The sequence below is a fragment of the Pseudomonas sp. NPDC088890 genome, from assembly GCF_044900155.1.
Classification (GTDB): Bacteria; Pseudomonadota; Gammaproteobacteria; order Pseudomonadales; family Pseudomonadaceae; genus Aquipseudomonas; species Aquipseudomonas urmiensis.
In genome coordinates this window covers 238,121-259,458 of record NZ_JBJDNG010000005.1, presented here as the reverse complement: position 1 = coordinate 259,458, position 21,338 = coordinate 238,121, and the positions used below count along the sequence as shown (strand labels likewise).

Below are 21,338 nucleotides of genomic sequence, written 5' to 3'. Positions count from 1 at the left end.
CGTCCGTGGAGCCCTTAGGGAGGGTGTGTGGAGAGTCTGTGAAGATTGTGTGGTAGCGCGGCGCTAGGCGATACGCCGCGCCGGCAGCCACAACCTGACCCGCACGCCACCTTCGACGTTATCCACTGCCAATGCCCCGCCATGCAGCTGCATCACCTCAGCCACGAAGTTGAGCCCCAAACCGGTGCTCTTGCGCCCGCTGCCCGGCCGCGGCAGGGAGTAGAAGCGTTCACTGACCCGGCCAATGGCATAGTGCGGAATGGCCTCGCCCTGGTTGAACAGGCTCAACGCCATTCGCTCCCCGGCCTGTTCCAGCTCGAACAACAGCGCGCCGCCCTGGGGGGTGAAATCCAGCGCATTCTCCAGCAGATTGGCCAGCGCCTGACGCATCAGGAATGGGTCACAGCGTAGCCGCACCCCCACCGGCACGCGCTGACGCACTTGCAAGCCTGCGCTTTCAATCCGCGCTGCATGTGCCAGCAGCAGTTCATCGACCATCGGCGCCAAGGCCACGTCCTGCTCATCTTCCAAGGCCTGCATCTGCTCGACCTGGGCAAGGTTGAGCAAGCGCTCGATCATCTGCTGCAAGCGCCCGCTTTCGCGTTCGATGTTGCTGGCAAAGCGCACGCGCTGCTCAGCCGGCATCTCGCCCTGGAGCAGCTCAGAGGCGCCGCGTATCGCTGCCAGCGGGCTTTTCAGCTCATGGGTCAGGGTATGCACATAACGCTCGACATAGGCCTTGCCCGCCAGCTCTGTGCGCATCCGCTCAACCGCTGTCGCCAACTGCCCCAGCTCTCCGCCTTTGTAATGCGGCAGCGCCGCGCGCTGGCCCTCGCTGACCGCCTGGGCATAGTGGGTCAGGCGCCGCAACGAGCGCGCCAGCCACCACGACAGCAGCGCGCCGACCAGCAGGCCCAGGCCAATCAAGCCTAAGCCCAGGTTGAGCAAGCGCCGCTCGGCGCGATCGATATACGGCTGCAACGAGCTGTTGGGCTTGGCCACGGTGACCACGCCAATGATCTTGCCCGCGTCCATGATCGGCGCCGCCACATGCATCACCGAGGTGCTTTCGTCGTCTGGGTCGCTGCGCGTGGAGCGCGCGCCGTACTGGCCCTGCAAGGTCAGGTAGACGTCGTTCCAGCGCGAATAGTCCTTGCCCAAGTCGTTACCGGAAGAGTCGAGCAGCACCCTACCTTTGGCATCAGTGACGTAGATGCGGTGGCTGACCTGATTTTTCGCCAGCCCCCAGATCTCGGCGCCTGGGCGGCGCTGGCCATAGGATTCGAGCAATTGCGGCAGGCGGCTTTGCGCAAGCGTGCCGGCCTTGACGTCATCGCGCAGGATCTCGGCCAGCAGGTTGGCCGTGTCGACCAGGGTTTCCTCGGAGGACTGGCGCACCACCGGGCGGATCTGTTCGCGCACGGTATTGAGCAGGAAATAACCCGACAGCCCCACGAACAGGAAATACACCAGGAAGATCCGGATCCCCAAGCGCATCAGGCGTGATCCGGGCTGTAGCTGTAACCCAGACCACGGTGGGTCTGGATCGGTTCGGCATCGGCGGCGACCAGGCGCAGCTTGGCGCGCAGGCTCTTGATATGGCTGTCGATGGTGCGCTCGTAGCCGGAGTCGCCAGCCACACCCAGGGCATCGAGCAGTTGCTCGCGGCTGAACACCCGCTGCGGTTGTTCGAGCAGGCATTGCAGCAGGCGAAATTCGTGGCGCGTCAGCGCCAGCGTCTCGCCGCGGTAGACGATCTGCATGCGCAGGGTGTCGAGCTGAAACGCGGTAGCGGCACTGGCCGCTTCAGCACGTGGCGCCATGCGCTTGAGGATGGCCCGCACCCGCGCGGCCACTTCGCGTGGGCTGAACGGCTTGACCACGTAATCGTCGGCGCCGATTTCCAGGCCCAGCACCCGATCGATCTCGGCATCGCGGGCGCTGAGGAACATTACCGGGACTTCACTGAAGCGGCGCAACTGGCGGCAGGTTTCAAAGCCGCTGATGTCGGGCAGGCCAATGTCGAGAATGACCAGATCCGCCGGTTGCAGGCGCTGGCGCTCGACCGCAGCGCTACCGAGGCTGACCCAGTGGGTGCTGTGGCCATCGGCTTGCAGGGCGTAGATCAGGGTGTCGGCGATGGCGGATTCGTCTTCGACGATGAGGATGTGGGGCATGGCGTCCGGCCTTGCTGGGGCAATGCAGGACTTTTAGGGGATTGGGGGGAATGTAGCAAGTGCGGGATTGATTTGGGGTCTGTAGCGGCCTCTTCGCGGGCAAGCCCGCTCCTACAGGCGCAGCGCTGTACCTGTGGGAACGGGCTTGCCCGCGAAGAGGCCAGTGCAGGCGACATCAATCAGCAATCAGGCTTGCCTGCGGTGAACCTGCGCGCCGGGTTGACCGCCGCCTTGAACTCACGCAATGCCTTGGCGCCGATCAGCAGCGGGTAGTTGAAGCTGCTGCGGTCGGTCAGGTTGACCTCGACCGTGCGTTTCACATCGCCAAGGCACAGCTCCAGGTCGACCACCGGCCGGCGCGCCGCCTCAGCCGTTTCGCCCTCTTCATCGTCTTCATCGGCGCGGGTCTTGATCTTGCTGATCCGCGCGATCTTGTGTTCATAGACCTTGCCGTCGGCATCCTTGGTGGCCAGGCGAAAACGCACCCAGTCCTCGCCATCACGGGTGAAGCGCTCGATATCCTTGGCCGACAGCGACGCAGTCAATGCGCCGGTATCCATCTTGGCCTTGAGCGTTTCGCCGCCAATTTCCGGCAAGGTGATGTACTCGTAGCGACCATACAGGGTCGGCTCGGCCGCCATGACCGGCAGGGCGAGCAGCGATAACAGGGCAAGCAATGGTTTCACAGGCTAGCTTCCTTGAGACGAGACAGTGCTTAGACTGCACAAGCGCGAGAGGTTCGTCGCCAAAGCTTATCCAACATAATGTGAAACATTTGTCCCATCCGTTGGGCATTGGACATTTGGCGTAGGACTTTGCCGCACTTATCATTGCCAACCGCTTATTACCCACAACAAGAGTCTTTTTATGCGTCGCCTGCTGACCGGCATCCTCACCACCTTCCTGCTGCTGCTCAATACGCTGGTGATGATCTGCCCGCTGATGGTCTTTGCCCTGCTCAAACTGGTCCTGCCAGGCCGGGGCCGTGACTATGCCTCTGCGGCGGTGATGTGGATCGCCGAATCCTGGTCGGAAATCGACAAGCTCATCTTCGCCCTGTGCATCCCCACCCAGTGGGATATCCGCGGCGTCGACAAACTGCGCCAGGACACCTCCTACCTGTGCGTGAGCAACCACCAGACCTGGGTCGATATCCCCGCTTTGATCGAGAGCCTCAATCGCCGGGTGCCGTTCTTCAAGTTCTTCCTCAAGAAGGAGCTGATCTGGGTGCCGCTGTTGGGCTTGGCCTGGTGGGGGCTGGATTACCCGTTCATGAAGCGTTATAGCAAGGCGTTTTTGGAGAAACATCCAGAGCTCAAGGGCAAGGACCTGGAAATCACCAAGGCCGCCTGCGAGCTGTTCAAGCGCCAGCCGGTGACCGTGGTCAATTACCTGGAAGGCACCCGCTTCAGCGAGGCCAAGCGTCTCGAACAGCAGTCCCCGTACAAGTACCTGCTCAAGCCCAAGGCCGGTGGTGTGGCATTCGTTTTGGCGGCGTTGGGTGAGCAGCTCGATGCGTTGCTGGATGTCACCATCGTTTATCCAGGCGATAAAGCGCCGGGGTTCTGGGATTTGCTCAATGGCAGCATTAGTCGGGTGATTATCGACATTCGCGTGCGTGAGTTGGACCCGGGATTGAGTGAAGGGGATTACGAGAATGATCCGGCGTTCCGCCAGTCTGTTCAGGCTTGGGTGAATCAGCTGTGGGTCGAGAAGGATCAGCGGATCGAGCAGTTGCGCGCTGAGATGCGCTGAGATTTCGGTGGCTGTTCCGGCCTCTTCGCGGGCAAGCCCGCTCCCACAGGGTTGGGCTGCGCTGCAAAAACCTGGGAGCGGGCTTGCCCGCGAAGAGGCCGGCACATTCAGCAGCGAAGGTCGATTAAAACCCACGCTTATAATTGAGATAAGGAACTCTTTGTTTGTCATCATCCATCTAGATGGATAAAAATCGATCAACAAACAACTACAAAAACGCCGGGATCGATTGATGGCAAACCAACCTTGCTCTGCTGCCGAGGCAGCCCCCGCTCAACTGCGCCGCGTCCTGGGCCTACCCGCGCTGGTGTTTTTCGGCCTGGTGTACATGGTCCCGCTGACCATCTTCACCACCTATGGCATCGTCACCGAAATCACCGGTGGCCGTACGGCCGGCGCCTACCTGGTGACCCTGCTGGCGATGTTGTTCACCGCCACCTCCTACAGTTTCATGGTCAAGCGCTATCCGGTCGCAGGCTCGGCGTACTCCTACACCAACATGGCCTTTGGGCCCAATGTCGGCTTTCTTGCCGGCTGGTCGCTGCTGCTCGATTACCTGTTCATTCCGATGATCAATTACTTGTTGATCGGGCTGTTCCTGAATATCGCCTTCCCGGCCATTCCGGCATGGACCATCGTCCTGGCGTCGATCGCCCTGGTGACGGTGCTGAATGTGATCGGTATCCACTCGGTAGCCAAGGCCAGCAACCTGATCGTTGGCGCGCAGATCGTGTTCATCGGGGTGTTTGTCGCCTTGTCGTGGCAGACCTTGGGCAACGGCCAGTCGGTCGACTTCCTCTCGCCACTGCTGGGCGATGGTTCGGCACCCGGCTTTGGCCACCTGATGGCCGGCGCTGCGGTGCTGTGCCTGTCGTTCCTGGGCTTCGACGCGGTGTCGACCCTGGCCGAAGAGAGCCGCGACGCACGCCGCGACGTACCTCGGGCGATCATCCTCACCACGCTCGGCGCCGGCCTGTTGTTCACCCTGCTGGCCTACATCAGCCAGCTGGTGCTGCCCGGCAGCACTTTCGCCAACGCCGATGCGGCGGCCAATGAAGTGATGCTCAAGGCCGGTGGGCAGTTCCTGGCCAACTTCTTCACGGCCGCCTACGTGGCCGGCAGCCTGGGTTCGGCGCTGGCCTCCCAAGCGGCCGTGTCGCGGATTCTCTACACCATGGGTCGCGACCGGATGCTGCCGCAGCGTAGCTTCGGTCGGCTGTCGCCACGCTTCGGCACCCCGGTGTTCGCCACCCTGGTGGTTTCGGCGTTCTCGCTGCTGGCACTGGTGATCAACCTGGGCACCCTCGCCTCGCTGATCAGCTTTGGCGCACTGGTCGCGTTCTCAGCGGTCAACCTTGCTGTGGTGCGCACCCATTTGCTGATGGATAGCAGCCAACGCAATTTGCTTGGGCTGCTGCGCTATGGCGTGGTACCGCTGGTCGGCCTGGGCCTGACCTTGTGGCTGTGGACCAGTCTCTCGGCGCTGACCCTGGTGATCGGCCTGAGCTGGTTTGCCCTGGGCCTGGCCTACCTGGGCGTGCTCACGGCCGGCTTCCGCCGCCCGGTGCGCCTGGTGGACTTCTCCGAAGCCGGTTGAGTCTGCGATTCCTCTGAGCGGGCTGGCCCCGCGATGGCGTCGGATCAGGCGATGATGTTGAACCTGCTGACGCCATCGCGGGCAAGCCCGCTCCTACAGGGGCCGGTGTAATCCAATGGGTTACACCGATGGGGTGACGGGCGCAGCCGGAGCGCCCCACAGGCTGCCCAGATTCTGCAGCAACGACCCTGCCAAACCCTGTTGACCCAGGTACTGCAGGATCAGCGGAGCGAACTGGCCGATCATTCCGGTATCCATGCCCAGCGCCTTGAAGGCGCTGTCCAGGTCGTTGCGATCCTCGACGTTGTTGCCCAAGGCGTTGCTCAGGGCAGACGACTTCTCGCTGTTGTTGCCCAGCAACTCACCCAGGCCGCTAAGGCCACCCAACGCATTGGCGCCAGCCAGCAGGTCCAATCCCGGCACAGCCTTGGTCAACTGACCGTAGTCGTCGGTGCTCAGGTTGTTGCGCGCCAGCCCAAGCATGGCCCCTGCCCCACCCACCGCTTGTTCGGGGGTGATGTTCAGCTGGCTGCCCAAGGTGTTGAGCAGATTGGCCGACTCGGCTGGCGCCTGCACTTTGCCCTGCTGGTTTTGAGTGTGCACGGACGACACGGCGTTGGCGGCATCGCTGAGGTTGAAGGCGAACACCGGGCTTGCGGCCAGGGTCATCAGGGTTGCCAGGGTGAGAGCTTTCATCGCAATGGACCTCGTCGGCCGGGATGGCCGGGGAAACGAGGCATTCGACTGGGAGGCTTCAGGTTTGTTCCAGCCAACCGTCGGCGGCGTTGCTAGCGTCAGCATGTAGGTGGGCGGGAGTCGAGCGACAGCTGGACCGATCCACGCTCACCTAGCATTTCTGCCAGTTGTGCCAGAGCTCTAACCTGCTGAGACTGGGCCTGTTCAGAGCATAGCTCGCACCACGAGAGAACAGAGCAATGTGCCCGACCAATCAGGTTCACTACTTCTATCAAGGCGATCAACTCTATCTGGAGTTGGGCGCTGAGCAGTCGCGAACCTTGCTTCGCACCGTGCATGGCCCCTTGGCTCAAATCCAACAACTAAATGGCCAAGCCAGCGTTGGCCTGCTTTCAACCGACAGGCAAGGTTCGGTACTGAGCTTACAAAACGGTCGACAACGCTTTAAGTTTGTATATTCCGCATTCGGCAGCACACCTATAAAGGTGTTGTCTCTGCTGGGCTTTAATCAACAGCAGCAAGATTCCACAACCGGTTGCTACCTGCTTGGCAACGGGTATCGCGTCTATAACCCATTCATAATGCGGTTCAACTCACCCGATAACTTCAGCCCTTTCGGGGAAGGCGGGATCAATGCGTACGCTTACTGTGGCGGGGACCCGGTGAACTGGGTGGATCCTTCCGGGCACACACGCGGGGGCCAATGGCCAAGTTCAAAAACCCCAACACTAGGAACGATAGTGGAAGGCAGTCCGGGCTACAAAGCATCTAACGGGAAACCTATCCCCTTAGAACAAGCAGAACAATATCTTGCCACAACGCCCGTCGAGGCATATCCAAATCACTTACAAACCTCATTCGAAAAAATAGAAAAGCTACAAACAATAGCTGACATACACACAACAACCGTTAGCAATACCCTCTTCGCAATAAACAACCACAATACAATTGACTCACCCTTAGCGTTAATCGGCATCGAACAGCTACAGGCCTATACTAACGAGACGCAAACACTACTGAACAAAGTAAATAACGAAATATTCATGGAGAGGGTACGCTTTACAAATATGTTCAAAAAACTAACAGTCAGCGACTGGGACTCAATACTGGCTGCTGCAAAAAAAATACGCTACGGCAACTTCAAGCCATAGCCTTGCTTCTAAACTCAGATATTGAATTGCTACGAAACGCTTTTGGCATGTATATGCAATTCACCCAATGCCCCTTTCAGGGCATTGGGTGATTGGATTATGCCGCGCTGAAGATCTTGTGCGGATCGATGACAAACTTCTTCGGCACACCGGCATCGAACTCGCCGTAGCCTTCCGGCGCTTGATCCAGGCTGATCACCTGCACGCCGACCACTTCGGCGATATTGATCCGGTCCCACATGATCGCCTGCATCAAGGCGCGGTTGTACTTCATCACTGGAGTCTGGCCAGTGTGGAAGCTGTGCGACTTGGCCCAGCCCAGGCCGAAGCGAATGCTCAGCGCACCGATCTTGGCGGCGGCATCCGAGGCGCCCGGGTCCTCGGTGACATACAGGCCCGGGATGCCGATCTTGCCGGCGACGCGAGTGACTTGCATCAGCGAGTTGAGCACAGTGGCCGGGGCCTCGTGCTTGGCGCCTTCATGGCCATGGCCACGGGCTTCGAAGCCTACCGCGTCAACGGCGCAATCCACTTCCGGCTCGCCGAGGATATCGACGATCTGCTCGTGCAGCGGGGTGTCCTTGGACAGGTCGACCACTTCGAAGCCCTGCGCCTTGGCATGGGCCAGACGGGCCGGGTTGAGGTCACCGACAATGACTACCGCCGCGCCAAGCAGGCGCGCCGACGCAGCGGCAGCCAGGCCGACCGGGCCGGCACCGGCGACATAGACGGTGCTGCCTGGGCCGACGCCCGCGGTTACAGCGCCGTGGTAGCCGGTTGGCAGGATGTCGGAGAGGCAGGTCAGGTCACGGATCTTTTCCATGGCCTTGTCGCGGTTAGGCAGTTTCAGCAGGTTGAAGTCGGCGTACGGCACCAGCACGTATTCGGCTTGGCCACCGGTCCAGTCGCCCATGTCGACGTAACCATAAGCGCCGCCGGCGCGGGCTGGGTTGACGGTCAGGCAGACGCCGGTGTGCATCTCTTTGCACGAGCGGCAGCGGCCACAGGCGACGTTGAACGGCACCGAGACCAGGTCGCCGATTTGCAGGTTCTCGACGTCACGGCCTTTCTCGATGACTTCGCCGGTGATCTCGTGGCCCAGCACCAGGCCGACCTGGGCGGTGGTACGCCCCCGCACCATGTGCTGGTCGGAGCCGCAGATGTTGGTGGACACGACCTTGAGGATCACCCCGTGCTCGATCTTCTTGCCGCGTGGATCCTGCATTTTGGGGTAGTCGATATTGCGCACCTCGACCTTGCCGGCGCCGAGATATACCACTCCACGATTACCAGACATGCTCTTACCTCGCTTGAATTGTACTTATGCAGCGTTGGTTGAAGCGCCGCCTTCCATGGGCGGCATGTGTTACTGGAATGCTGGGAATTGTGGGCCTGATGGGGTGGTGAGCAGTGACTGAAAACGACAGGGGGATGCCTTTTTACGGCAGCAGGGATGTGTTGGGCCATTCGCGGGCAAGCCCGCTCCCATAGGGATAGCGCCGCTTTCAAGATCGGCGTTGCACCTGTGGGAGCGGGCTTGCCCGCGAAGAGGCCGGAACAGACTGTCAGAGCACCACAGTCCTGTTGGCGTTCAAGAACACCCGGCGCTCGATGTGATAGCCCACCGCCCGCGCCAAGGTCAGGCACTCGATATCGCGCCCCTTGGCAATCAGGTCCTCAGGATAGTGGCTGTGATCGACCACCTCGACACCCTGGGCAATGATCGGCCCTTCATCGAGGTCGTTGTTGATGTAGTGCGCGGTGGCACCGACCATCTTCACACCCTTGTTGTACGCCTGATGATAAGGCTTGGCGCCTTTGAACCCTGGCAGCAACGAGTGGTGAATGTTGATCGCCCAGCCATCCAGCCGGCGGCACAGCTCAGGCGACAGCACCTGCATGTAGCGGGCAAGAATCACCAGCTCGGCGCCACTGTCCTCGATCACCTGCAGCACCTTGCGCTCTTGCGCCGGCTTGTCCTTGGGGTCGAGGGCGAAGTGGTAATAGGGGATCTTGTGCCAATGGGCCAAGGGTTCCAGGTCTGGGTGGTTGGAGATCACCGCGACCACGTCCATGCCCAGCTGACCGATGCGCTGGCGATACAGCAGGTCGTTCAGGCAATGGTCGGCCTTGGACACCATGATCACTACCTTGGGGCGGTGATTGGGGGCGGTCAGCTCGAAGGCCATGCCGAACTTTTCGCTGCGTTCGGCAAGACCGGCCCTGAAGCCGACTTCGTCGAAGTCATCTGGCTGGCGGAACTCGACGCGAATGAAGAAGCGCCCCGACAGCCGGTCATCGAAAGAGTGGTGCTCGGTGACATAGCAGCGCTGCTCGTAGAGAAAACGCGTAACCACATCGACAGTGCCGAGCATGCTCGGGCAGTCGGCGGTGAGAATCCAGGTATCCGGTGCCCGACTCATGCTGCTCTCCTTAGGCTTCGATGTTCAGGCCGTATTCGGCCGAAGCGTCCTGCAGCCACAGCCACCAGTAATCGGCAAAGCTGCGGCGAATCACCAGCTCCCAGGTGTCTTCGGCGGTACGGCGAATCACCAGTTGCGACTTGGCGAACACCGTGCCCACGGCCTTGCCGACCGGGAAGTTGTTGGGATGCACATCATAGCTGGTGGATTTCATCAGCACGTCGCGCACGTTCGGCCCGCGCAGCTCCAGCAGGCTTTGCCCACCGCTGACGTTGACCACCTGGATGTGCTGGCCTTCAAGGGCCTCGCGCAGTTTCTGCTCGACGGCCAACTCCTGGCCGCCCGGCACGATCAGCAGCCACTCATCGGGGCCGACCCACTGCAGCGAGCTGTCAGCGTTGGCGACCACGGTCAGTGCCACCGGCAGTTCCAGGCCTAGGGCCTTGTGCACGCCTGCGGCGAATTCCGGGTCGTGGCCATCGCCGCGCAGGGTCAGGTGTCCAAGGAATTTCTTCTCCCGCAGGGTCACACCTGCGTTCTTGCGGCCTTTGCCGACCAGGCTGGCCAGGTCTGCGTGGTGCAGCGGTGACTGGGCCTTGGCCTCAGCGCCGGGGTTTTGCTGGAAGACGTTGATAGCGCTCATTTGTTACCTGCCTTGAATTCTTGTGATCAGGCTCCGTGGGAGCGGGCTTGCCTCGCGATGGCGGCGCTGGGGCCGCCATCGCTATCGCGGGGCAAGCCCGCTCCCACGAGAGTCCAGCATCGAGATGGCCTTAGACGTTCTGCCGCTCACCCTTCGGATCGAAGAACACCGAAGACACGATCTCGGCCTCGATCACGCTGCCATCGGCCTGCGGCGAGAACACCCGCTCGCCCATGCGCTTGAGGCCGCCCTTGACCACACCCATGGCGAACGAATAGCCCAGGGAGTTGGAGGCGTAACTGGAGGTCACGTGGCCAACCATGTCCATCGGGATCGGCTGCTTGGGGTCGAACACCAGCTGCGCGCCTTCCGGCAGCCACTGCTTGGGATCGACCGGTTTCAGGCCTACCAGCTGCTTGCGGTCTTCGCGCAGGCAGTCTTCGCGGTTCATGCCACGCAGGCCGATCCACGAGTACGGCTTGTTGCGGCCCACGCACCAGCTCATGTTCAAGTCGTCGGCGTTCATCGAGCCATCGGTATCCTGGCCAACGATGATGAAGCCCTTCTCGGCACGCAGTACGTGCATGGTCTCGGTGCCGTACGGGGTCAGGTTGAATGGCTTGCCGGCCTCGACGATCTTCTCCAGCACGCCCATGGCGTAGTTGGCCTGGACGTTGACTTCGTACGACAGCTCGCCGGTGAACGAAATCCGGAACACCCGCGCCGGCACGCCGCCAACGTTGCCTTCCTTCCAGCTCATGAACGGGAAATTTTCTTTGTCCAGGTCGATGTCGCTGATCTGCTCGAGCAGCTTGCGGCTGTTGGGGCCGGACAGGGTCATGGTCGCCCAGTGGTCGGTGACCGAGGTGAAGTACACCTTCAGCTCCGGCCACTCGGTCTGGTGGTACAGCTCCAGCCATTGCAGCACGCGCGCGGCGCCGCCAGTGGTGGTGGTCATGATGAAGTGGTTGTCGGCGACGCAGGCGGTCACGCCGTCGTCGAAGACCATGCCGTCTTCCTTGCACATCAGGCCGTAGCGGGCCTTGCCCACGTCAAGCTTGGTCCAGGCGTTGGTGTAGACGCGGTTGAGGAACTCCCGCGCATCCGGGCCTTGGATGTCGATCTTGCCCAGGGTCGAGGCATCGAGCAGGCCGACGCTGTCGCGCACCGCCTTGCACTCACGCTCAACCGCGGCATGGATGTCTTCACCAGGTTTAGGGAAGTACCACGGACGCTTCCACTGGCCGACATCCTCGAACTCGGCGCCGTTCTTCACGTGCCATGCATGCAGGGCGGTGAAGCGCACCGGCTCGAACAAGTGACCACAGTGACGACCGGCGACCGCGCCGAAGGTCACCGGGGTGTAGTTGGGGCGGAACATGGTGGTGCCCATTTCCGGGATGGTGATACCCAGCGAGCGAGCAGCGATGGCCAGGCCATTGATGTTGCCCAGCTTGCCTTGGTCAGTACCGAAGCCCAGCGCGGTGTAGCGCTTGACGTGCTCGACCGACTCGAAACCTTCGCGGGTGGCCAGCTCGATACCAGCGGCGGTGACGTCGTTCTGCTGGTCGACGAACTGTTTCGGGCCACGCGTGCCTTTGTCGTGCGGCACCTGGAACAGCGCCACGGTGGCCTCTTCCTTGCGCTGGACGGTTTTCGGCAGAGTGCCGGTAGTGGCCTTGAAGCCGGCCTCGGTGGCTGCGCGCACGCCGCCTTCGAAACCATCGGCGAGGACATCACCCAGTGGGTAGACGCCATTCACGCCACCGACACAGACGCGTTTCTGCGGGGCATCGCCAGGCACGAAGCCGAGAATGTCTTCACGCCATACCGGGCGACCGCCCAGGTGCGAAGCCAGGTGAACGATAGGGCTGTAGCCGCCGGAGCTGGCGATCAGGTCGCAGTCGAGCATTTCGCCGGGGCTGGTGACTTTGAATGCCTGCACATCGATCGCCGCCACGCGGGCGCCGGTCACGTGCCTGCTGCCACGGGCCTCGACCACAGCGCTGGAGGTGAGGATGCGAATGCCCTTGGCACGCGCTTCCTCGACCAGCGAGCCACGTGGGTTGTGGCGGGCGTCGGCGATGGCCACCACTTGCAGGCCGGCGTCGTGCCAGTCCAGCGCGGTGCGGTAGGCGTGGTCGTTGTTGGTCGACAGCACCAGCTTGCGCCCAGGCGCCACGCCATAGCGGCGAACGTACGTGGACACAGCGCCAGCGAGCATGTTGCCCGACACGTCGTTGTTGCCATACACCAGCGGCCGCTCGTGGGCGCCAGCGGCCAGCACCACCTGCTTGGCACGCACGCGGTGCACGCGGTGGCGAACCTGGCCGATAGGCGCGCGGTCACCGAGGTGGTCGGTCAGGCGCTCGTGAATGGTCAGGAAGTTGTGGTCGTGGTAACCGTTGACCGTGGCGCGTGGCAGCAGGGTGACTTCCGCCAGGCCCTTGAGCTCGGCGATGGTCGCGGCGACCCAGTCAGCCGCTGGCTTGCCATCGAGGGTCTCGCGGCTGTCGAGCAGGCTGCCGCCGAACTCTTCCTGTTCATCGGCGAGGATCACCCGCGCGCCACTGCGGCCAGCGGCCAACGCAGCAGCCAGGCCGGCAGGGCCAGCACCGACGATCAGCACGTCGCAGTGCTGGTTCATGTAGTCGTAGCTGTCCGGGTCGTTCTGCAGCGGCGCACGGCCCAGGCCTGCGGCTTTACGGATGTACTTCTCGTAGGTCATCCAGAACGACTTGGGATACATGAAGGTTTTGTAGTAGAAGCCTGGCGGCATCATGCTGCCGCCCACCTTGCCCAGGATGCCCATGACGTCGTTGTTGACGTTCGGCCAACCGTTGGTGCTGGTGGCGACCAGGCCCGAGTACAGCGCCTGTTGCGTGGCCCGCACGTTAGGGATCTGGGTGGCTTCGCTGGAACCGATCTGCAGGATCGCATTCGGCTCTTCGGTGCCAGCGGCAACGATGCCGCGCGGACGCGAGTACTTGAAGCTGCGCCCGACAATATCGACACCGTTGGCCAGCAATGCGGCGGCCAGGCTGTCACCGGCATAACCCTGGTAGGTCTTGCCGTTGAAGGTGAAGTTCAGGACCTTGCTGCGGTCGATACGGCCGCCGCTGGCGAGGCGATAGGTCTGGCTCATACTTTTTCCCCCTGGCCTTTGACGGTCGACGGCGCGGCGTTTTGCTTGCCAGCGGCGGTGATCTGCGGCTTCTCGCCGATCTTGTAGGTTTCCAGAATCTCGTAGGTCACCGTGTCACGGGTGACGTTGAAGTACTGGCGGCAACCGGCAACGTGGTCCCACAGCTCGTGGTGAATGCCGCGTGGGTTGTCGCGGAAGAACATGTAGGTACCCCACTCCTCGTCGGAGCAGGCAGCCGGGTCGAGCGGGCGGGCGATGTGTGCCTGGCCTGAGGCGTGGAACTCTTCTTCGGAGCGCAGCTCGCCGCAGTGGGGACAGAAAATATGCAACATGACGATTGTCTCCGATTAGTGGGCGACGGCCGCGGCGCCGTGTTCGTCGATCAGCGCACCGTTGTAGAAACGGTCGATGGAGAATGGCGCGGCCAGCGGGTGCATCTCGCCTTTGGCCAGGCTCGCGGCAAACACGTTGCCCGAACCTGGGGTGGCCTTGAAGCCGCCGGTGCCCCAGCCGCAGTTGAAGAACAGGTTCTTCACCGGGGTCTTGGAGATGATCGGGCAGGCGTCCGGGCAGGTGTCGACGATGCCGCCCCATTGGCGGTTCATGCGCACCCGCGAGAGGATCGGGAACATCTCGACGATCGCTTGCAGGGTGTGTTCGATCACCGGGTACGAACCGCGCTGGCCGTAGCCGACCCAGCCATCGATACCGGCGCCGATGACCAGGTCGCCTTTGTCCGACTGGCTGATGTAGCCGTGTACGGCGTTGGACATGATCACGCTGTCGATGATCGGCTTGATCGGCTCGGACACCAGCGCTTGCAGCGGATGCGATTCGAGCGGCAGGCGGAAGCCCGCCAGGCGCGCCATGTGCCCGGAGTTACCGGCAGTGACCACGCCAACGCGCTTGGCGCCGATGAAGCCTTTGTTGGTCTCGACGCCGATGACTGCGCCGTTTTCCTTGCGAAAACCAATGACCTCGGTCTGCTGGATCAGGTCGACGCCGAGGGCGTCAGCAGCACGGGCGAAGCCCCAGGCCACGGCATCGTGACGGGCCACGCCGCCACGGCGCTGAACGGTCGCGCCGAGGATCGGGTAGCGGGTGTTCTTCGAGCAGTCCAGGTAGGGAATTTCCGCCGCCACCTGGTCGGTGTTGAGCAACTCGCCATCGACGCCATTGAGGCGGTTGGCGCTGACCCGACGCTCGGAATCACGAATGTCCTGCAGGGTGTGGCACAGGTTGTAGACACCGCGCTGGGAGAACATCACGTTGTAGTTGATGTCCTGCGACAGGCCTTCCCACAACTTCATGGCGTGTTCGTAGAGCTTGGCCGATTCGTCCCACAGGTAGTTGGAACGCACGATGGTGGTGTTACGGGCGGTGTTGCCGCCGCCCAACCAGCCCTTCTCGACCACGGCCACGTTGGTGATGCCGTGGACCTTGGCCAGGTAATAAGCGGTGGCCAGGCCGTGGCCGCCACCACCAACGATGACCACGTCATAGACCTTCTTAGGGGTCGGCGTGCGCCACATGCGCTGCCAGTTTTCGTGGTGGCTGAGGGAGTGTTTGAAGAGGCCGAAGCCCGAATAGCGTTGCATGGTGTGTTACTCCACTCAGCGGTAGACCGGGAAGTCGGCGCACAGCGCGGCGACATTCTTGGCAACGTCGGCTTCGACGTCGGCGTCGCCCAAGTTGTCCAGCACATCGCAGATCCAGCCAGCCAGTGCCACGCACTGGGCAACCTTGAAACCACGCGTGGTGACAGCCGGGGTGCCGATGCGCAGGCCCGAGGTGACGAACGGCGACTGCGGGTCGTTAGGCACGGCGTTCTTGTTGACGGTGATGTGCGCGCGGCCCAGGGCTGCGTCGGCGTCTTTGCCGGTCAGGCCCTGGCGAATCAGGCTGACCAGGAACAGGTGGTTGTCGGTGCCGCCGGAGACCACGTCGTAGCCGCGCTCGATGAACACCTGGGCCATGGCCTGGGCGTTTTCGATGACTTGCTTCTGGTAGCTCTTGAACTCCGGCTCCTGGGCTTCCTTGAAGCACACCGCCTTGCCAGCGATGACGTGCATCAGCGGGCCACCCTGGGCGCCCGGGAACACGGCGGCGTTGAGTTTTTTCTCGATCTCTTCGTTGGACTTGGCCAGGATCAGGCCGCCACGCGGACCGCGCAGGGTCTTGTGGGTGGTGGTGGTGACCACGTCAGCGAAGGGGATCGGGTTGGGGTACAGGCCAGCAGCCACCAGGCCGGCGACGTGGGCCATGTCGACGAACAGCAGCGCCCCGACCTTGTCGGCAATGGCGCGAAAACGCGGGAAGTCGAGGGTCTTGGAGTAGGCCGAGAAGCCAGCGACGATCATCTTCGGCTTGTGCTCGACCGCCAGGCGCTCGACTTCGTCGTAGTCGATCAGGCCGGTCGTGGTGTCGATACCATATTGCACAGCGTTGTACAGCTTGCCCGAGGACGACACCTTGGCGCCGTGGGTCAGGTGACCACCATGGGCCAGGCTCATGCCCAGGATGGTGTCACCGGCCTGCAGCAGGGCCAGGTACACGGCGCTGTTGGCCGAAGAGCCGGAGTGTGGCTGAACGTTGGCGTAATCGGCGCCGAACAGCTGCTTGGCGCGCTCGATAGCCAGCGCCTCGACCTTGTCGACGTGCTCGCAGCCACCGTAGTAGCGCTTGCCCGGATAGCCTTCGGCGTATTTGTTGGTCAGGCCGCTGCCCTGGGCCTGCATCACGCGCTTGCTGGTGTAGTTCTCCGAGGCGATCAGCTCGATGTGATCTTCCTGGCGCTGTTCCTCGGCATTCATCGCCGCCAGCAGTGCGTCGTCATAACCCTGGATCTGGTCTTGCTTGCTGAACATCATGTATCTCCCGGCAGCGATCATTTTTTGTCAGTAGGGTTCGATGACCCTTTGTGGCGATGGTATGACTGGCAAGGGCCGGTCAGATGCCTGCGCACGCCTTGCAATGGCGCGTTTACGACATTGGCTGCTGTGTTGGCCCCTTCGCGGGCAAGCCCGCTCCCACAAGAACTGCGCCGAACCCTGTGGGAGCGGGCTTGCCCGCGAAGAGGCCGGCGCGAACAGCAGATAAAAGGCCGCATGCACAGTTGTATAGGCAACCGCTGAATCGATGGTTTAGAGTGCTGTTCTGCGTCGTTCACAGGACCGTGTCATGTCAGATAACAGCCAACAATTCGCCAGCGACAACTATTCCGGTATCTGCCCCGAAGCCTGGGCCGCCATGGCCAAGGCCAACCAGGGCCACGAACGCGCCTACGGCGACGACCAGTGGACCGAGCGCGCCTCGGAATACTTTCGCAAGTTGTTCGAAACCGACTGCGAAGTGTTCTTCGCCTTCAACGGCACCGCCGCCAACTCGCTGGCCCTGGCCTCGTTGTGCCAGAGCTACCACAGCGTGATCTGCTCGGAGACCGCCCACGTCGAAACCGACGAATGCGGCGCGCCGGAGTTCTTCTCCAACGGCTCCAAGCTGCTCACCGCACCTAGCGTCAATGGCAAGCTCACCCCGGAGTCGATCCGCGAAGTCGCGCTCAAGCGCCAGGACATCCACTACCCCAAGCCGCGCGTGGTGACCCTGACCCAGGCCACCGAAGTCGGCACCGTGTACCGCCCCGACGAGCTCAAGGCAATCAGCGCCACCTGCAAGGAGTTGGGCCTGAACCTGCACATGGACGGCGCCCGCTTCACCAATGCCTGCTCGTTCCTCGGCTGCTCGCCAGCCGAGCTGACCTGGAAGGCTGGCGTCGATGTGCTGTGTTTTGGCGGCACCAAGAACGGCATGGCGGTGGGCGAGGCGATCCTGTTCTTCAATCGCCAGCTGGCAGAAGACTTCGATTACCGCTGCAAACAGGCTGGCCAGCTGGCGTCGAAGATGCGCTTCTTGTCAGCGCCGTGGGTGGGCTTGCTGGAAGATGGCGCCTGGCTGCGCCATGGCAACCACGCCAACCACTGCGCGCAGTTGCTGGCGTCGCTGGTGAGTGATCTGCCAGGCGTGGAGTTGATGTTCCCGGTGGAAGCCAACGGCGTGTTCCTGCAGATGCCGGAACCTGCGCTGGAAGCGCTGCGTAACAAGGGCTGGCGCTTCTATACCTTCATTGGCAGCGGTGGCGCGCGGTTCATGTGTTCGTGGGATACCCAGCAAGAGCGGGTGCGTGAACTGGCAGCGGATATCCGCGCGATCATCGCTGGCTGATCGACCGCTATCGCGGGGCAAGCCCGCTCCCACGCCTGCCAACGCTAAATGCAGGAAGCGTGGGAGCGGGCTTGCCCCGCGATGCATTCACAGCCTGTCAAAGCCTGAAACCACCCATCTGCCGCGCCAGGTCATCCGCCAAGCCACGCAACGCCTGGCACTCATCCCGACAGCCGTGCACCTGCACCGCCGTCTGCCGGGCCAGATCGGAAATCCCCTGCACCGTGCGGTTGATCTCCTCGGTGACCGCCGACTGCTCTTCCGTCGCCGTGGCTACCTGGTGGTTCATGTCGCTGATGTGCTCCACCTGATCGGTAATCGCCCCAAGCGAGCTTCCCGTGCGCTGGCTGGATTCGACCCCACTGCCCGTCGCCGCCTGCCCCGCCTGCATTGAAGCAACGGCAGTCCCCGCCCCCTCCTTGAGGCGCTGGATCATCTGCTGCACCTGATCGGTAGACACTTGCGTGCGCCGGGCCAAGGTACGCACTTCATCGGCCACCACGGCAAAACCACGGCCCATCTCCCCGGCCCGCGCAGCTTCAATGGCGGCGTTGAGCGCCAGTAGGTTGGTCTGTTCGGAAATACTGCGGATCACCCCCAGCACTTCATCGATCGAGGCCACTTCGTTGGCCAACTGCTCGACCGCCTCGGCAGCTTTACCGATCTCGCCGGACATCCCCTCGATGCCCTTGACCGAACGCTGTACCACTTCCCGTGCCTGCAGCGCTTCATCACGCGCCGACTGCGATGCCTGCGCCGCTTGCCCGGCGTTCTGCGCGATGTCCTGCACGGTCAGGCCCATCTCGTGCACGGCAGTAGCGACCATCTCGGTCATCTCTTGCTGGCGCCCTGAGCGTTCAGCCGTGTCGTCCACCACCTGAGTCACCTGCTCCACCGAGTGGTGCAGACGCTCAGTGGTCCGCAGCACGTCGCCGATCAGCGCACGCTGGCTGTCGAGAAAACGGTTAAAGCCCCGGGCCAGGTCGCCCAGTTCGTCCTGGCGTGAATCATCCAGACGATGGCTGAGATCGCCCGCACCGCTGCCGATCTGCACCAGGGCTGCGGTCACTTGGCGGATGGGCCGCACCAAGCCACGCGCCAGCAACACCACAAGCAGCAGCGAAACCAACGCCACCGCTCCGCCAATCAGGCTGGTCAGCCATACCGCTTGGCGCATCTGCGCGTAGATCTCGGCTTCCGGCACCTCGGCCACCAACGTCCAGTTGAGGTCGCGCAGCGGTAGGCCCAAGGCCAAATAGTCCTCACCATCACGTTGGAAGCGGCTGCTGCGCAAACCTTGCCCTTGGCTCATCACCGCCTTGGCCGCTTCGGCGCCGATCTGCTCGGTGAGCTGGCGCTTGGCGCTGAATTCATTTTGCGGATGGACCTGGATAAGCCCATCGTTGCGCACCAGCATCACCCGCCCGTGCTCACCGAAGCTGAAGTCGTGGATCAGTTTCGACAGCTCTGTGAGGCGCAGGCCCATGCCGGCCACGCCCACCAGTTGGCCGTCCTTTTCCACCCGATAGTCGATGAACAACGCCACTTCACCCGTGGCGCCATCGATGTCGATATTGATCAGGCGTTCGGCGCCGCTGTCGATGTAGCCGTAGAACCACTTGTCCTTCGGATTCTCGCGGCTGAGCGTGCGGTCCAGGCCGTTCTCGTTGTAGTAGTGACCGGTCGCGGTCGAGGCGAACAGCGCGGTAAAGGCCTGGTTGCGCTGCTTGGCAGCTTGCAGGTTTTCGATGAAACGTGGTGCTTGGGCTGGGTCTTCACCGGCAGCCAGCCAGTCGCGCAGCAAGGTATTGCCTGCGATGTCGGCCGCCGCCACCAGCGGCTGGGCGAGCATGCGCTCGATGTCGTTGCGGATGGCTTCGATACTGGCCGGCAGCGCCGTGTCGACCAGGTAGCGTTCAGTCAGGCGGTTGACCGCCACGGTATAGATCGCCACCACCACCAGAATGCTCACCAGCAGGGCCGCGCCCATGCTGGTGATCAACTGCCACTGAATACTCCGCCGCCAGATGCGCATACTCTTCCTCCCCAGGAATAAGCGTGGTGACACGCCAACCAGGGATTGTATACACGTAAGTATGCAATCTTTCCAGCCGTGGCGTACCCAGCTGGAGGCGACTCCTGAGAGCGTAAACTGACTATTCAATGGCCAATTCATGACAACCCGTTGCTCAAACGTCTTTGCGCCTACCTATCATTTTTACCAGTAGAAGAAGAACCCATACTACGTAATGCTCATTCGGGCATGGCAAACATTAACGTCATCAAACCCGGAGCTCACTCATGACTGGTACCTTTGACATTAAACTAAATGGCAAGACATACACCTTACAAAACAGTATGGCTGCTGTTATTGGCTCACTACGGGAGAGAGATACTCTGTGGCTTCAAGGACAAACCCCCGTAGAAATCACACGTTGCCCTAAAATTGCTGATGCGGAAGGTGGCGCCGCGTGGGAGTTTGAAGGGGTTTCCGCGATCGCCCCAAACAAACTTGAGGAGAAGGAAAAGAAAGGCAGTGATATAAAGCCTGTATCCCTAATTTTAAACATTGATGACGAGGCAAAAGTAGTCGACACACCGAGCGACCTGAGTTTTCACATGAATATCGGCCCTGGAGAAACACTCAGCATCGGAGGCGATGAATATATGGTTAACTACCGGACTTGGTTGGTGTTTACCAAACCCTCCACTCATTACGCCATCGGTAGTGTTTCCCATCTCGCGACGAAGATTGGGTAATCAGCGCAGGGGCGCAACGCGCCCCATCTTTAATTGTCGCCAATCGTCCGGCTAATCGCGTCGACCGTCGCATCAATTTGCGCTTGGGTGCGTGCCAGGGTCTGCTGGTGCTCTTTCTGCAGTTCGATCTGCTTGGAGCACAGGTTCAAGGCCGCCAGTACCAGCAGCTTGTCGCCGATCAGGGTCGGGTACTGACGTTTGGTTTCGGCCAGGGCGGTGTTGAGCATCCGCACAGCCTGCGACAGGGTTTCTTCCTGCCCTTCGGGCGCCTTGATCGAGTAATCGGCGCCGAGAATCGACACCACATTGATCGGCTGCGCTTGCAGTCTCATGCGTTAACGACACCTGCACTGGCGCGCTCGACCAGCGCCTGGATACGCGCGGCGGTGGCGCCGTGCTTCTCTTCTTGCTCCATCAGCGACAGCTGCAGGCTGTCGTTTTCTTCCTTGGCCTGGGCCAGTTCCTGGCTGAGCGCAGTGTTTTGCTCGACCAGTTGCGCGTTCTTTTGCAGCAGGTCAGTGACCAACTGCTCGATTTGATTCAGGGAGGCTTCCAACATGGGGGGATATCTCGGTTGTTGCAAAGGGCGCACACGATAAAGAAAAGCGCGAGCCCCCGCCATTAAATATCGGATTCTTAAGGCTTTAGCCTGTGCAGATTGACCGGGTTTGGCCCTCCTTGTTCCGACCTGGGTCAACCGCCGGTCAGGAATTTAGATAGGTGGCTCACACTTTTCTCCACTCGCACTCAAGACTGGCCAGTCACGACCG

General features: G+C 61.7%; 19 protein-coding genes and 1 pseudogene. 5 read left to right on the top strand and 15 right to left on the bottom strand.

Annotated features, from left to right (window positions below; translation table 11 throughout):
* Positions 1-63 precede the first annotated feature (63 nt).
* The 3 genes from creC to ACI2JX_RS13590 all read right to left on the bottom strand — a co-directional run bounded on the left by creC (position 64) and on the right by ACI2JX_RS13590 (position 2,863).
* On the bottom strand, positions 64-1,497 hold the full coding sequence (creC, locus tag ACI2JX_RS13600) for a two-component system sensor histidine kinase CreC (protein ID WP_404690268.1): 1,434 nt from the start codon (positions 1,495-1,497) through the stop codon (positions 64-66).
* Positions 1,497-2,177, bottom strand: a complete 681-nt coding sequence (creB, locus tag ACI2JX_RS13595) for a two-component system response regulator CreB (protein ID WP_264235300.1) — start codon at positions 2,175-2,177, stop codon at positions 1,497-1,499. The genes creC and creB overlap by 1 nt, the downstream gene beginning before the upstream one ends.
* 179 nt (positions 2,178-2,356) lie before the next feature.
* Positions 2,357-2,863, bottom strand: a complete 507-nt coding sequence (locus ACI2JX_RS13590) for an ATP-dependent zinc protease (protein ID WP_186552749.1) — start codon at positions 2,861-2,863, stop codon at positions 2,357-2,359.
* A 181-nt stretch (positions 2,864-3,044) separates the two neighbouring features.
* Between ACI2JX_RS13590 and ACI2JX_RS13585 the strand changes: the two genes are divergently transcribed.
* Together ACI2JX_RS13585 and ACI2JX_RS13580 are read left to right on the top strand one after the other, a co-directional pair.
* Positions 3,045-3,932 carry an acyltransferase gene (locus tag ACI2JX_RS13585; protein ID WP_368972242.1) on the top strand — a complete coding sequence of 296 codons (888 nt, stop codon included), beginning with the start codon at positions 3,045-3,047 and terminating at the stop codon, positions 3,930-3,932.
* Positions 3,933-4,164: 232 nt separating this feature from the next.
* Positions 4,165-5,529, top strand: coding sequence for an APC family permease (locus ACI2JX_RS13580; protein WP_404690267.1), 1,365 nt, complete (start codon positions 4,165-4,167; stop codon positions 5,527-5,529).
* A gap of 120 nt (positions 5,530-5,649) precedes the next feature.
* Here the strand turns inward: ACI2JX_RS13580 and ACI2JX_RS13575 are convergent, their stop codons facing one another.
* Positions 5,650-6,225 carry a DUF2780 domain-containing protein gene (locus ACI2JX_RS13575; RefSeq protein ID WP_186552752.1) on the bottom strand — a complete coding sequence of 192 codons (576 nt, stop codon included), beginning with the start codon at positions 6,223-6,225 and terminating at the stop codon, positions 5,650-5,652.
* Positions 6,226-6,464: 239 nt separating this feature from the next.
* On the opposite strand from ACI2JX_RS13575, the gene ACI2JX_RS13570 reads away from it, so the two are divergent.
* Positions 6,465-7,376, top strand: coding sequence for an RHS repeat-associated core domain-containing protein (locus tag ACI2JX_RS13570; RefSeq protein WP_404690266.1), 912 nt, complete (start codon positions 6,465-6,467; stop codon positions 7,374-7,376).
* Between the two features lie 97 nt (positions 7,377-7,473).
* Here ACI2JX_RS13570 and fdhA read toward each other — a convergent pair whose 3' ends face one another.
* From fdhA to ACI2JX_RS13535, 7 genes are all read right to left on the bottom strand, one after another.
* On the bottom strand, positions 7,474-8,673 hold the full coding sequence (fdhA, locus tag ACI2JX_RS13565; RefSeq protein ID WP_186552753.1) for a formaldehyde dehydrogenase, glutathione-independent: 1,200 nt from the start codon (positions 8,671-8,673) through the stop codon (positions 7,474-7,476).
* Between the two features lie 268 nt (positions 8,674-8,941).
* Positions 8,942-9,799: a formyltetrahydrofolate deformylase gene (gene purU, locus ACI2JX_RS13560; protein ID WP_264235296.1), complete on the bottom strand. Its 858-nt coding sequence runs from the start codon at positions 9,797-9,799 to the stop codon at positions 8,942-8,944.
* Positions 9,800-9,809: 10 nt separating this feature from the next.
* Positions 9,810-10,442 carry a sarcosine oxidase subunit gamma gene (locus tag ACI2JX_RS13555; protein WP_404690265.1) on the bottom strand — a complete coding sequence of 211 codons (633 nt, stop codon included), beginning with the start codon at positions 10,440-10,442 and terminating at the stop codon, positions 9,810-9,812.
* Positions 10,443-10,572: 130 nt separating this feature from the next.
* Positions 10,573-13,587, bottom strand: coding sequence for a sarcosine oxidase subunit alpha (locus ACI2JX_RS13550; RefSeq protein ID WP_404690264.1), 3,015 nt, complete (start codon positions 13,585-13,587; stop codon positions 10,573-10,575).
* Positions 13,584-13,919 carry a sarcosine oxidase subunit delta gene (locus tag ACI2JX_RS13545; RefSeq protein WP_186552757.1) on the bottom strand — a complete coding sequence of 112 codons (336 nt, stop codon included), beginning with the start codon at positions 13,917-13,919 and terminating at the stop codon, positions 13,584-13,586. The genes ACI2JX_RS13550 and ACI2JX_RS13545 overlap by 4 nt, the downstream gene beginning before the upstream one ends.
* A 15-nt stretch (positions 13,920-13,934) precedes the next feature.
* On the bottom strand, positions 13,935-15,185 hold the full coding sequence (locus ACI2JX_RS13540; protein ID WP_186552758.1) for a sarcosine oxidase subunit beta family protein: 1,251 nt from the start codon (positions 15,183-15,185) through the stop codon (positions 13,935-13,937).
* Between the two features lie 15 nt (positions 15,186-15,200).
* Positions 15,201-16,454 (bottom strand): serine hydroxymethyltransferase, encoded by a 1,254-nt coding sequence (locus ACI2JX_RS13535; RefSeq protein WP_186552759.1) that lies wholly within the window; start codon positions 16,452-16,454, stop codon positions 15,201-15,203.
* A gap of 313 nt (positions 16,455-16,767) precedes the next feature.
* On the opposite strand from ACI2JX_RS13535, the gene ACI2JX_RS13530 reads away from it, so the two are divergent.
* On the top strand, positions 16,768-17,808 hold the full coding sequence (locus ACI2JX_RS13530) for a low specificity L-threonine aldolase (RefSeq protein ID WP_264235293.1): 1,041 nt from the start codon (positions 16,768-16,770) through the stop codon (positions 17,806-17,808).
* Positions 17,809-17,905: 97 nt separating this feature from the next.
* Here the strand turns inward: ACI2JX_RS13530 and ACI2JX_RS13525 are convergent, their stop codons facing one another.
* Together ACI2JX_RS13525 and ACI2JX_RS13520 are read right to left on the bottom strand one after the other, a co-directional pair.
* The gene (locus ACI2JX_RS13525) at positions 17,906-18,634 is read right to left on the bottom strand and encodes a methyl-accepting chemotaxis protein (RefSeq protein WP_404690315.1); all 729 of its coding nucleotides are present in this window, start codon (positions 18,632-18,634) and stop codon (positions 17,906-17,908) included.
* A gap of 135 nt (positions 18,635-18,769) precedes the next feature.
* Positions 18,770-19,798: pseudogene (locus ACI2JX_RS13520) on the bottom strand (cache domain-containing protein); the annotation flags it as partial.
* Positions 19,799-20,109: 311 nt separating this feature from the next.
* Between ACI2JX_RS13520 and ACI2JX_RS13515 the strand changes: the two are divergent.
* The gene (locus tag ACI2JX_RS13515) at positions 20,110-20,568 is read left to right on the top strand and encodes a hypothetical protein (RefSeq protein WP_404690263.1); all 459 of its coding nucleotides are present in this window, start codon (positions 20,110-20,112) and stop codon (positions 20,566-20,568) included.
* 29 nt (positions 20,569-20,597) lie between these two features.
* Here ACI2JX_RS13515 and ACI2JX_RS13510 read toward each other — a convergent pair whose 3' ends face one another.
* Both ACI2JX_RS13510 and ACI2JX_RS13505 read right to left on the bottom strand, forming a co-directional pair.
* Entirely contained in the window at positions 20,598-20,900 is a 303-nt protein-coding gene (locus tag ACI2JX_RS13510; RefSeq protein ID WP_264235289.1) for a cell division protein ZapA, read from the bottom strand.
* Positions 20,897-21,127 (bottom strand): hypothetical protein, encoded by a 231-nt coding sequence (locus ACI2JX_RS13505; protein ID WP_186552763.1) that lies wholly within the window; start codon positions 21,125-21,127, stop codon positions 20,897-20,899. The genes ACI2JX_RS13510 and ACI2JX_RS13505 overlap by 4 nt, the downstream gene beginning before the upstream one ends.
* Positions 21,128-21,338 lie beyond the last annotated feature (211 nt).

Excerpts from the sequence above, each read along its gene's own strand:
- ACI2JX_RS13580 (WP_404690267.1), top strand. The coding sequence starts at position 4,165 with ATGGCAAACCAACCTTGCTCTGCTGCCGAGGCAGCCCCCGCTCAACTG.
- ACI2JX_RS13570 (WP_404690266.1), top strand. The coding sequence starts at position 6,465 with ATGTGCCCGACCAATCAGGTTCACTACTTCTATCAAGGCGATCAACTC.
- ACI2JX_RS13540 (WP_186552758.1), bottom strand. The coding sequence starts at position 15,185 with ATGCAACGCTATTCGGGCTTCGGCCTCTTCAAACACTCCCTCAGCCAC.
- ACI2JX_RS13555 (WP_404690265.1), bottom strand. The coding sequence starts at position 10,442 with ATGAGCGCTATCAACGTCTTCCAGCAAAACCCCGGCGCTGAGGCCAAG.
- ACI2JX_RS13530 (WP_264235293.1), top strand. The coding sequence starts at position 16,768 with ATGTCAGATAACAGCCAACAATTCGCCAGCGACAACTATTCCGGTATC.
- ACI2JX_RS13535 (WP_186552759.1), bottom strand. The coding sequence starts at position 16,454 with ATGTTCAGCAAGCAAGACCAGATCCAGGGTTATGACGACGCACTGCTG.
- creB (WP_264235300.1), bottom strand. The coding sequence starts at position 2,177 with ATGCCCCACATCCTCATCGTCGAAGACGAATCCGCCATCGCCGACACC.
- ACI2JX_RS13545 (WP_186552757.1), bottom strand. The coding sequence starts at position 13,919 with ATGTTGCATATTTTCTGTCCCCACTGCGGCGAGCTGCGCTCCGAAGAA.
- ACI2JX_RS13510 (WP_264235289.1), bottom strand. The coding sequence starts at position 20,900 with ATGAGACTGCAAGCGCAGCCGATCAATGTGGTGTCGATTCTCGGCGCC.
- purU (WP_264235296.1), bottom strand. The coding sequence starts at position 9,799 with ATGAGTCGGGCACCGGATACCTGGATTCTCACCGCCGACTGCCCGAGC.
- fdhA (WP_186552753.1), bottom strand. The coding sequence starts at position 8,673 with ATGTCTGGTAATCGTGGAGTGGTATATCTCGGCGCCGGCAAGGTCGAG.
- ACI2JX_RS13585 (WP_368972242.1), top strand. The coding sequence starts at position 3,045 with ATGCGTCGCCTGCTGACCGGCATCCTCACCACCTTCCTGCTGCTGCTC.
- ACI2JX_RS13550 (WP_404690264.1), bottom strand. The coding sequence starts at position 13,587 with ATGAGCCAGACCTATCGCCTCGCCAGCGGCGGCCGTATCGACCGCAGC.
- ACI2JX_RS13525 (WP_404690315.1), bottom strand. The coding sequence starts at position 18,634 with ATGGTCGCTACTGCCGTGCACGAGATGGGCCTGACCGTGCAGGACATC.
- ACI2JX_RS13575 (WP_186552752.1), bottom strand. The coding sequence starts at position 6,225 with ATGAAAGCTCTCACCCTGGCAACCCTGATGACCCTGGCCGCAAGCCCG.
- creC (WP_404690268.1), bottom strand. The coding sequence starts at position 1,497 with ATGCGCTTGGGGATCCGGATCTTCCTGGTGTATTTCCTGTTCGTGGGG.
- ACI2JX_RS13515 (WP_404690263.1), top strand. The coding sequence starts at position 20,110 with ATGACTGGTACCTTTGACATTAAACTAAATGGCAAGACATACACCTTA.
- ACI2JX_RS13505 (WP_186552763.1), bottom strand. The coding sequence starts at position 21,127 with ATGTTGGAAGCCTCCCTGAATCAAATCGAGCAGTTGGTCACTGACCTG.